The sequence below is a fragment of the Streptomyces panacea genome, assembly GCF_040560175.1.
Taxonomy (GTDB): Bacteria; Actinomycetota; Actinomycetes; order Streptomycetales; family Streptomycetaceae; genus Streptomyces; species Streptomyces panacea.
Genome location: NZ_JARJHW010000094.1, coordinates 15,930 through 27,235, shown reverse-complemented (window position 1 = coordinate 27,235; position 11,306 = coordinate 15,930). Strand labels below are relative to the sequence as shown.

Genomic DNA, 11,306 nt, shown 5'->3' with positions numbered 1-11,306 from the left:
TTGAGCGGCTTCTCTCCTGGTATCTGCACACCGTGGACGCGGCTTACCCCTTACTCGCCCCGCAGCGGCAGCGGATTCTGCTGGAACCCACCCCTCCCGGTTGCCGCCCCCTTTCGTTCACGGCTCACGACCAGGCCCTTCAGTGGTGCGAGATCGAGCGGGCCAACTTCGTCGCCGCTGTGCACCAGGCCGCTGACTCCGGCAGGGCGAATATCGCCTGGCGACTCGCCGCCGTCTCCTGGGGCTTCTTCTATCTGCGCAGCCACCTGCACGACTGGCTTGACACCTCACAGACAGCTCTCGCAGCGGCCCGCGCCACCTTCGACCGCAAGGGTGAGGCCCAGAGCCTCGGGGATGTGGCTGGCGCTCTGATGCACTGGCGGCGATTCAACGAGAGTATCGACCACTATCGGCAGGCGATGAACCTCTGCCGGGAGCTGGGGGACAGGGACGGCAGGGCACATGCCGTATCCAATCTCGGCAACGTGTACCTGAACAGCGGCAGTCTCGACAAGGCAGTCGAGTACACCCGGCGCGGGCTGGTCTTGCTCCGCACCAGCGGTTACTCCTGGGGCGAGGCGATAGTCCTGGCAAACCTGGGGGACGCCTACCAGCAACTCGGCAGGTTCAGTGAGGCCAAGGACTGCCTGGAGCAGTCACTGACCATTCTGCGGAGGGTCGGCAATCGTTGGGTCGAAGGTGTCGTCCTTGACATTCTCGGCACGGTCGGCTTTCAGCTCCGTCGCTATGACGAGGCCGTCGAGCACTACGAACGGGCGTTGGATGCACATCGGGACGTTGCCAACCAATGGGGCGAAGGCCACACCCTGAGCAATCTCGGGGACGTCCAACTGGCTGCGGGCAAGGCCACTACGGCCCGCACCAACTGGCTCCGGGCGCTGGCGATCTGGACGAAACTCGATCACCCCGACGCCGAAAGCGTGCGGGACAGACTCCGGTACCTGAACGATCCCACTCGCGACGCCCAACCGGATGCCGGTTAGCTCAGGCGCCACCGCGCCCCGAAACTGAGCGGAGTCCGTTCATCTCCCGCCGACGTCACTTGGCCCGCGGCTGGCTCTCACTGTCCGGCGCAGCACACGTCCCCTGACAACAAGAACCGCACCGCCCCGTCGCCTGCCAGAGCCTCTCCTGCTCGGGGCGCCGACCTCGGCAACGACCAGGAGATCCAGTTCACTCTGTGCCTGGCACGCCCGAAAGCCCGGAGCAGGGCTGAAAGCACACAACCACCCTCGCCCGGCCCGTCCTAGGATTTTTCGGTCGTCCGGGGGAGCGGGACTTCGGGCGTTCGGCAAGGCCGGCGAGGTCGGCCGGCCAAACACTGGTTCTTGAGCGAGCGCACCCGCAGTGCTGGTAGCCGACGCCGTCCTGGTCCAAGAGACGCCAATCATCGCCGTCTGGTAGCAGGTGGCGGTTTTTGGAGTTTTCCTGCGGGGGGACGGTGGCTTCTGCCCTGATTCTCGACTGGAGGCGAATCACGCAGAAAGCCGCGGCCTTCCTTGCCTAGTAGGCTATTCTCTGATGCCATCTCTGATGGCCGGGGAGGAGCCCGCCGCGGGTTCAGGAAGCTATGCGAGTCGGTTGGATCAGGGGGGCCTGTTGGTGGCTTGGGAGCCCGCCGCGGGTTCTGGAAGCTTCCTTCTTGCAAGAGTAGGGGCAGTTCTGCAGGCTTGCTCGCCGGGGGTGCGGATGGCACGGCCGTGCGCGAGTGGGAGTTGCCGGGCTGCGCGACTGCGAACTGCGGGGCTGAGGAATTTTGGGGAACGGGCTGGACGGTGCCTGAAAGTGCCTCTGGACGGTAGTTAGGGGAGTTGCGATCAGAATCACTTGTAACGGGTGCCCTGCTCGCACCCACTTGTTGCGCCGCCTCGTAGGCCTTCCGCCAATCCTCGTAGTAGGCATTTACTGGCAAAATGACCTCCTGGCCGTTCGGCTGACCAGACCGTTAATGCGACTGGTCTCGCCGCTCGTCTCATGAAAATGGAACCAAGGCCGGGCGTTCTCATCCCATAGGTGCTAAGGCCCGGCAAGCCTTGCCTCTGCTGCTCCTATGGATTGACAACGGCGTCAGGGGCAATACGGTTCACTGCAGCTTGCAGGCAGCAGCCGGTGTCCAGGTCACCGAGCCGAACATGTCGGCCTGGTCCCGCAGCACGGCCGGGTCCGCTATGGTCTCGCCGCAGTCGGCGAGCATCACCGCCAAGCCGGCGGCGATCCGGCCAGGATCATGACCCGCCCGGACAGCGTGAGAAGGACCGGGTGGTGCTGGGGGAGGGAGTCACCTCGGCCCGACGGAAATGCTCGCTGAAGAATCCTCAGCTTGTCCTCCTACGCTTGAGTGGAGGTTGACCGTTCCGTGGCTGCTTGTAACGTTCGCCGTAACCCGGGCTGTTCGGATCTCGCTGATGTCCTGTGTGCCGGTTTGCCGCATGCGCCACCAGATTACTCGCAGCGGGCTGGGGCGCCCTGCCTGGTGGCGCGCCCCAAGGCGCTGGCGGCCGGGGCTCGGGGCCTTGAACGCCTTGTCCCTGGGAGGGGTGGACCACTGCTTGCTGGTGCCGAACTGCGGCGTTGATTTCGGCGGCGAGTGCCCCGGCCAGCTTGGCCAGCGCCTCCGGGGGCACGGGAATGGTGGCCTCGCTGGACATCTGGGGGGCGAAGGGTTGCTGCGCCGCCGAAGGATTCTGCTGCGGGTGCGATGGAGAGTCCGGGAGTTGCTGTTTCCGTGCCTGTAGGTACTTGTCCAAAATCCGAAGGCCCGTCGATCCCGCTGCGACAACTAGTCCAAAGGCCATCAACGGAACTCCGGCCCCCGCCCCGAACCCCGTGAGAGTCATTGCTGCTCCCGCAGCCGCCATTATGAGACCGATCTTCGTGGCGCCTCGCGACTTCAGGACTGTCCCGGCCGTGCTATTGAGTGCGCGAACCGTTGCTCCTGCCAGCCGGGAGAGCCACCCCTTCCGTTCCTCTTCCTGGTCGCTCTCAACGCTGTTCGTACCAGCCATGCGGCGCTTCTACCTTTCGGGACGTAGGTGTGTCGACAGAGCCAACGAAGGCACATCGTGATCGACCGCCGGTGGACGGATTGTCGTGCTCAAGGCGCTTAGTGCCACCGGCATCTGTGTCTGCGAGATCAGTCTCTTGCCCGACTTGATGTGCCGCTCACGACAGATGGCCACGGACAGAGCATCTTGAACAAGAACGGCCAGGGGGCGTTGTCGGTTCAACGCAACGAGCCTTTTCAGCCTCGGTGGCGTGCACCACAGGTGCCGTTCCAAGCGGCCGGCGGTTGAGGAGGACCGGGGCTGACACGCTGCAGCCTGGTCCGGACTCTGCGAACGGCGGTGCCACAGCGGATGGCCCGTAACAATCTTCGCCTCAAGCACCATTGCAGCGATGAGGCGGTGAACTCTTTTTCCCCGATGGCCGTTGCGGTGTGAGCAGAACTGTTGTGGCGCGCGGCCTTCGACTGCTGTTCGATTCCTAGATCCGGATCGGGCCGTGCAGGTCGCGCGCGGACACCGCAAGGAAAGGATGGATATGAACAGGGGTGACGAAACTGACGGGACGATCTCGAAGGGCGACCCTCTCGCACCTGCGGCCCCGGCAGATGCTGACCGGCTAGCAGGTTCGGCGCAGGGTTCCGAGCCTTCCCAACATCTTGCCGTGGTCATTTTCGACGACGGCTCCGCCGCCATCGACGGGGAGTCGGTGCCGGTGATGCCGGGGGAAGCGCTCGATGTCGCGATCCTCGACATGCTGCACGGGTACGCACGCAGTCGGAACACTCCCGTGACGGGAGCCATTTCCGACCCGTCCGCGGGCTACGTGGCGATCGTAGAAGTCGCTCCGGACGGATCCAGCAGGCTGCTGGAGCAGGTTCAGGGGGAAGCGGACGGAGAAGCGGGGGCCGCTGGGCCCCCGGAACCTCTGGAGCGTGCTCAAACCCCAGAGCCTGCCGAGCCGTTCGGGGCCGGCAGGCCCCGTGCCGAAACGGGTCCCCCGGAGACCGGTCGTGGGGGTACCGCCGCCGCCTCGCAGAGTGCGAGGCCGACACCCACATCTCCCGGTCTTCGGCATCCTCCAGGCGGGGCAACCGTCCGGAGGAAGGAGCAGGCTCAGTCGGATGACGAGTACGAAAAACCTGGTTTGTTCCAGCGCCCCCTGGTCGTTGGCGGGGTAGCGGCTGGTGTGGCGGTACTCGTCGTTGGTTCGCTGGTGGCGATGGGCAGTGGAGCAGGTGGCGGCGAAGAGCACAATCAGGCGGCCGGTTCCGGCAACAAGGCAAGCAAATCTCCGATGACCTTCCAGCCACCGAGCTACCCGCCTTCCGACATGCCGTTGCCTTCGTTTTCGATGCCGCCGTCCGCCTCAGCATCGAAGTCGCCCGCGAAGTCAGCGTCGAAGTCGCCTTCGGCTTCATCGAAGCCGCCCAAGCCCAAGCCCAAGCCCGAGCCGAAGCCGAAGCCGGAGCCGGAGCCGAAGAAGAGCCGGGCGCCCAAGGGCGACCCTGGAGTGCCAACCGGTGCGGTGGTGATCAAGAACGAGAAGTACGGCTACTGCCTCGACCTCCCCGGCTGGGGCAAGGGCCGACCGGGAAGCGCCGTCTTTGACGAAAAGAGCTGCACTACGTCAAAGCGTGACAACCAACTGTGGGTTCTGGAACCGATTTTCAAGGACCGCAGCACCGGAGATTCCTCCCTCTACCTGATCCGCAACGCCAAGGACGGTCTCTGTCTGGACCTGGCGGGTACGGGTAAGGTGAAGCCCCCGAAAGCGGTGGTCGAGAACACGTGTAAAGCCACCGAGAAGGACAACCAGTTGTGGTGGTTCGACAAGCGCCGCAACGGCACGTACTGGATTCGCAATCAGAAGAGCGATGACATGTGCCTCGATGTGTGGCGAACGAACAGGAAGGCCGAGAACGCCAAAATCACCGTCTACCGGTGCAGTGATAAAAACGACCACCAATGGCGGTTCGTGAAAGGCTGATCCGATGCGGCTGAGAGCGGATGTGCGTAGGTGCGCATCCGCTCTCAGCCATGTCACTCTCCGGTGTCTAGCGCCTTTGTTGGTCCGATTCCGACGAAGGCGCGGGTGGTGGGCCGAACGGGTCGACAGCGTCGACGGGCGGCGCCTCCTTCGACCGGTGGTTGCCGGGCTTGCAGCCGGCGAAGGGCCCCATCGGATCGCGCAGTGACTGCATGACCGGCCCCAGATAGTCCCGGTGCCAGTTGGCGGGTCCGGCCAGCGGGGAACCGGGGCCGGTCAGATCCGCCCAGGCAAGCCACAACCCGTGGAGCTGGGCCACCGCTTCCTGGTGCTCCCACCAGCGAGAACACCAGGGGGCGGCGGAGGTGATCTCCCGGCCGTACACCGGCAGCAGCACGTGATGGGTCCACAGCGTCAACTGGCGCAGATTCCGCGTGTACTCGGGCCCGTCCAGGTAGAGGATGAACTGTGGTGGCGGCGGAGGGGGCGGGGCCTCGGAGGAGGGCTCCGAGGGCGACTGGGCCTCCTGTTCGGCTTCGGGGGTGTCGATCGTCATCGGGTTCGCTTTCAGTGTGCGATGTGGACCGCCTCGGACGGGCCGAGGCAGTCACGGGGTGTGGAGAGGCGGGCCTGTTCGGGCTTCACGACAACGCCGGAGGCGGGCGGGCGCGGTCGCTCCGGCACCAGCGGAGAGAAGAACACCGCCCGGCACCGGAGGGAGAGAGCCCGGGAACTTGCCGTGGCCCGAGCTGGGTCACGGCAAGTCCGTCTCCGGCGGACGTGGCGGGCGGTAGAACTCCCGCGCGGCTTGAATCCGCTCGCCAGGGGGTGATGCGCCTAGCGCGCGCTGCGGTAGATGTTGCCGCTGCCGTTCGGGGTGGCTCCGTTGAAGAGGCCCGTCGGGCTCGTCTGGGTGGACAGAGCGAACCACGCGTAGCGCTCGACGTAGTCCATCTTCTCCAGCGTCTCCGTTGATGTCTTGATGAAGTTCTTCTGCTCCTGCTCGTTCGGGTAGCGGGGTGTGCCCTGGGTGAAGTCGATGAGGGCGTACTCGGTCAGCCAGACCGGCTTGTTGTATCGCTTGTGTACACGCTCCAGGTACGCGGCCAGCTGGTAGGTGGCTCGATAGCTGAAGTCGGAGCCGTACCAGTGCACCGGAATGAAGTCGACACGCAGGCCGCGTTCCTGGGCTCCCTTCATGAACCGGTCCAGCCAGCCGCCGGGCTTGTCCGCGTCGGCTGCGACCGCCGGGGCCCCCAGGTTCAGGCCGGTCTTCTGCAAGTGCGGCCACAGATCCAGGGCCTGCTCGGGGGTCATGTTGGCCTGTCCGGGCAAGTCCGGCTCGTTGAAGCCGAGGAGGTTCTTCCCCGACCTGGCGGCGTTGCCCAGTTCCGCGTCGGTGACCGAGCCAGGACCCCAGATCGTCGGGACGAACTCGACGCCCTTCGGCCTGGCGACCCCGGCACTTGAGGAGGCCCAGTTGTGGTACCACTTCGCACCGGAGCCCGCCAGCGCCTGGGCGGCGCCTTCGACGGGGTTGAGGCCTACGCCCTTGGCGGATGTGCCGACAGGACCGCTTTGCTGCCTGGTCTTGGTCGCGGTCTTGGGCTTGAGCTTGGTCTTGGTCTTGGTCTCAGCGGGGTGATCGGGCTTGGCGGCGGACCGCTTGGCCGCGCCGAAGCCGTGGAAGGTGACGGTCATGCCGCTGCATTCGCTGCACTGGCGCACAACCTGGTTGCCCGCCTCGGCGTCATGCTTGGACCAGGAGTACGCCGATGCGCACTTCTCCGTGAGTGCCTGGCTGTAGGCGGTCTTCGCGTCCCGGTTCGGGTTGACGCAGACGATCGGCCTGCCTGTGTTGGGACTCATGTTCAGGTTCTCGGGCGGGCAGACGGACAGCAGATCCTTGGCACAGCCGACCGGGGCACACTGCCCGCCGTCCTTCGGTGGCGGCACGCCGTCGGGGGTGATGGTGATCGGAACTGTAACGGCGTTGACGTAGCTGACGTTGTACCAGGGGGCCGAAGAGTCCGCCCTGTCGAAGTTGAACTCGGCGAGACTGGCCGGCTGTTCGCCGGTCGAGCAACGGTCGGTGTACGGCCCGCAGTCGGCCACGGTGCAGCTGAAGAGTTTGAACTCTTTGTCTCCGGATGTTCTGTCCTTTTCCTCCTTTCCGTCGCAGCCCTGGCGGGCGAAGAACTTGCCACGCCAGTGCCCGGCGCCCGAATTCTCAGGGATGGCTACCGTTGCGGACTGGCCCGGGCGCAGCATGGGCAGCCCGGTCAGCGGGGTCGAGCCGTCGGCGTTGACCGTGGAGCCGACCCAGATACGGCTGTTCGTGTCGTTCAGGAAAGTGACGGTGTGTTCTGCACCACCGGCGGCCGCTTCGGAGACGCGGTCTTCACCGCCGCCGAAGGAGCCCTGGGACGCCGAGGTCACGGCAGACACAGCGACGACCAACAGAAGAGCCAGCAGAAGTGGCCGAAATGATACGAGTGATCTCACACGCATAGAACATGCCTCCCAAATCAGGGATCGAATACGCACGCACGACGTACGCACGCGGCGGACGGTTCACCCTGCGGGCATCCATTGCGCCGTCGTCTTTCGCGGATCGCAGGAAGGAGGTCAGTTCGGCTCAGGGGTGGCCACCAGGCCCTGCCCGTCCGGAACTTCCACATGATTCGTTCAGCACGGTTCGGTCGTCCAACAGTTGCCGCCCCCGCAAGGACATCGGCAGCAGCGGCCGAACGAGCTCCCACTCCCCATCGGGCAGTTCACGGCGACGTCCTTGCCCGGCGCCTGTTCACCCACCCACAGCCCGGTGTCAGCTACGTCACGTTGGGCCATCTTGTGTGCACACGACTGAACCGTTTGTGGCTCCCAGCCGTTTCATCTGCACGGTCGGTGAGGATCGATGCGGGGTCCGGGCCCGCTTCCGATGACAGCGCCGGTCGCGCCGCGGCACGGACTGCGGCCCTGCGGTGGGAGCGGTTCTCGCGACCAAGGTGCCGAGGTCCCCATCCGCGTGATGCCCCCGCCGACACCTCCCCGTCAGCGACCCATCCAGGAATGTGAAATGAACATGGACCAGCCCTCGCAGCAAAGGCCACACCCGCTGAGTCGCCGCGTGGACAGAGCCGAACCCGATATCGGCCGATACCGCGGCATGCTGATGGCGGCACAGCGCTGATCGTTCTGGCTATGGGCGGCTGTTCACTGTACGGACAGGCCTCCATCTCACCGAGCGTCCGAGGCATCTGTCCCGGCTGACAAACCCCTGCACTTTCATGGAAGGCAGCAACTGGCCGGCGGCATCGACCACACGAGCTGGACCAAGGCCTCCCCGCATGAACCATTTTCGTCCCAAGGTCATCACTCGCCAAAAGAGTCAGAGAGGTCCTCCGCCTGCCGAACGGACGGCGAGGTGTGTCCGACAGTGTTCACACCTTCACCGATCTCACGACTGGAAGAAATTAAACAGCGTATCCGTGGGTGCTTCGTCAAAGAATGATGCGGAGCGAAGTTCCCGGGGGTCGGCATCAGCACGAGGAGAACGTTAACTATGCGCGAAATTGTTTTGACTGAAGAGGAAATAACGACGGTCGATGCTCTGGTCTCGGAGCTCGACGAAGGGTACGAGGACCTGGAGGGCCGGGACTTCCTCCGGGACGTGGCAGTGCACGCGCACCGGCTGCCCGAGTCACTCCGGCAGGGACTCGTCCGGTTCCGGCTGGAGGAGGCAGAGCCGATCTGCCTGGTCCGCGGCCGGGGGATCGACGAAGCGGCCGTCGGCTCCACCCCGCCGCACTGGAACGACGACGGCGCCCGCCTGCGGACCCGGCGCGAAGACATCTACCTCCTGCTCTGCTCTCACCTGCTCGGAGAGACTGTCGCCTGGGCCACGGAACAGGGCGGGCGGATGGTTCATCAGGTGCTGCCCATCGCCGGAAACCAGGGGGGCCAGTTGGGCACCAGCACCGACCAGCTTCACTGGCACACCGAGACGGCCTTCCACCCGGAGCGGATGGACTACGTCGCGCTGCTCTGCGTCCGCAACCACGACGCGGTACCCACCACCTACGCCTCCGTCGACGACCTCGACCTGGACGACGAGACTCGCGAGCAGCTCCTGCGTCCGGCGTACCCCTATCTCCCGGACGAGGCGAATCGCGCGGCCGCCCAGCCCGCGATGACCGCTCCGGATTCGACGGGGCCGCTGTCGGAGCTCATCGCCCGCAGCGCCGCCCGCGTCCGGCAAATGTTCGACGAGCCGGAACGGGTGCCGGTACTTTTCGGCGCCCAGGACAGTCCCTATCTGCGGGTGCACCCGCACTACATCGCCGACTTCGGGGACGACGTCGCTGCGGAGAAGGCGTTCGACCGGCTCAAGGACGCGGTCAACAACACGTTGCGCGAAACGGTGTTGAACCCCGGTGACCTGCTCTTCATCGACAACTTCAAGGCGGTGCACGGCCGTCGGGAGATCCCCGGCCGGATGGACGGTGCGGACCGTTGGCTCAAGCGCGCGTTCGTTGTCCGCGACTTGCGCAAGAGCCGGGCGCTGCGGGTGAGCGCAGAGGACCGCGTCGTCCACTGATTGCCTTGTGGTGCTGTCCGGCTGCCGCCGAAGGGCCGGCCGCTCGGACCGCCGCGACCGCCGTGGCCTGCCGGCTGAGTCGGCCGACCCGACATTTCTGAGAAACCCGAAGAGAAGAAGAGAAGGGGAGCCCGTCTTGAGGGTGAGGTTCCGCAAGATCCACGGTGCCGGGAATGATTTCGTCCTGGTCACAGGTGCCGCCGACGAGCGGGACTGGCGGGCGTGGGGACCGCGATTGTGTGCGCGGTCGACCGGGGTCGGGGCGGACGGGTTGGTCGTCAGTGCTGTTGCCGGCAAGGACCCCGCCGTGCTGGACGTACTGTGCGTCAATCCGGACGGGTCGATCGCGGCCCTATGCGCCAACGCGTTGCGCTGCGTCGCCTGGTGCGCCTCCCGTGAGCACGGTTGGGTCACCATGCGCCTGATGATGGCGGGTGTGCCGCACGAGGCCGTGGTCGACGGTACGCATGTGCGTGTCACGGTCGAGGCGGGCGAGGTCGAGCCGGAGCGGATCGTGGAGACCTGGCACGGCGGCACCGTACGGTTCGACGCCGTGTGCGTCGGCGCGAAGCACCTTGTGGCGCTCGTCGATGACGTGGAACGGCTCGACGTCGCGGGCCTGGTCCGTCAGGTCCGCGACCGCGGCGCGGCGGCCGGCGCGAATGTCAGTGTCGTTCAGCGCCTGGATTCCCGGCAGTTGGCGATCCGTACGTACGAACACGGAGCTGAAGGCGAGGCCCTCAGCTGTGCCAGCGGCGCCGTTGCCGCAGGCGTCGTCGCCACGCGCAGTGGCCTGGCCGACGTCGCCCGGCCGGTGACCGTGCACAATCGCGCCGGAATGCCGCTCACCGTCACCGCGCACCCGGAACACCCCGCGTACTGGGTGGGTGGTCCCGTCACTCACGTCTTCGACGGAGAGGTCGAGTTGACCTGACCACACCACAGGCGATGTCCCCCGGCCCGCGCCGCCGAGCGCCGTTCTCTCCGCGCCGATCCCGCCGCGACCGGTGCCGTACCCGATCCGTTCTCTCTTCTTCTAGGATGATCGTGCTGTCTCGCCGCCTGTGTCAGCTCTACGCCGGCCTCCTGCTCTACGGCGTCAGCCTCGCAATGATGCTCAATGCCGCTCTCGGCCTCGACCCCTGGGACGTCTTCCATCAGGGCCTCGCCGATCTGACCGGCCTCTCGTTCGGGACGGCCACCGTGATCACCGGCGTCGTGGTGCTGCTTTTCTGGATCCCGTTGCGCGAGCGCCCCGGGCTCGGCACGGTGAGCAACGTCCTGGTCATCGGGCCAACGGTGGACATCACTTCGCCACTACTACCCACCCCGCACACTCTGCTCCCGAGCTTCCTGCTGCTCGCCGCAGGCATCGTCCTGAACGGCGTGGCCAGTGGCGCCTACATCGGCGCGGGCTTCGGTCCCGGGCCACGGGACGGCCTTATGACCGGCATCCACCGCCGGTCCGGGCGCTCGCTGCGGCTCATACGAACCTCCATCGAACTCTCCGTGCTGGCCGTTGGCTTCCTACTCGGCGGCACGATCGGTCTCGGTACCGTCCTGTACGCCGTTACGATCGGTCCTCTGGTGCAGTTTTTCCTGCCCGTGCTTACGCCGGCGCCCCGACCCGCGGGCAAGGAGGATCTGTCACGCCAGGAAGCGGAGAGATCCGACTGACGCCGGCTGAACGTCG

7 protein-coding genes are annotated in these 11,306 nt (G+C 65.8%); 5 read left to right on the top strand and 2 right to left on the bottom strand.

Annotated elements, in window-relative coordinates:
• Together P3L51_RS21825 and P3L51_RS21820 are read left to right on the top strand one after the other, a co-directional pair.
• Positions 1-1,004: tetratricopeptide repeat protein (locus tag P3L51_RS21825; protein WP_354606959.1), on the top strand; the 1,004-nt coding region annotated here is incomplete at its 5' end.
• A 2,683-nt stretch (positions 1,005-3,687) separates the two neighbouring features.
• A complete protein-coding gene (locus P3L51_RS21820; protein ID WP_354606958.1) occupies positions 3,688-5,013 on the top strand; it encodes an RICIN domain-containing protein in 1,326 nt (441 codons plus the stop codon).
• A gap of 67 nt (positions 5,014-5,080) precedes the next feature.
• On the opposite strand, the gene P3L51_RS21815 is transcribed toward P3L51_RS21820, so the two are convergent.
• A complete protein-coding gene (locus P3L51_RS21815; protein WP_354606957.1) occupies positions 5,081-5,569 on the bottom strand; it encodes a DUF4913 domain-containing protein in 489 nt (162 codons plus the stop codon).
• Between the two features lie 281 nt (positions 5,570-5,850).
• The gene (locus P3L51_RS21810; protein ID WP_354606956.1) at positions 5,851-7,524 is read right to left on the bottom strand and encodes a glycosyl hydrolase; all 1,674 of its coding nucleotides are present in this window, start codon (positions 7,522-7,524) and stop codon (positions 5,851-5,853) included.
• Positions 7,525-8,578: 1,054 nt separating this feature from the next.
• On the opposite strand from P3L51_RS21810, the gene gntD reads away from it, so the two are divergent.
• The 3 genes from gntD (at position 8,579) to yczE (ending at position 11,290) form a co-directional block, all read left to right on the top strand.
• Positions 8,579-9,613, top strand: coding sequence for a guanitoxin biosynthesis L-enduracididine beta-hydroxylase GntD (gntD, locus tag P3L51_RS21805; RefSeq protein WP_354606955.1), 1,035 nt, complete (start codon positions 8,579-8,581; stop codon positions 9,611-9,613).
• Between the two features lie 7 nt (positions 9,614-9,620).
• A complete protein-coding gene (gene dapF / locus P3L51_RS21800; RefSeq protein ID WP_354606954.1) occupies positions 9,621-10,547 on the top strand; it encodes a diaminopimelate epimerase in 927 nt (308 codons plus the stop codon).
• Positions 10,548-10,654: 107 nt separating this feature from the next.
• A complete protein-coding gene (yczE, locus tag P3L51_RS21795; RefSeq protein WP_354606953.1) occupies positions 10,655-11,290 on the top strand; it encodes a membrane protein YczE in 636 nt (211 codons plus the stop codon).
• Positions 11,291-11,306: the final 16 nt, after the last annotated feature.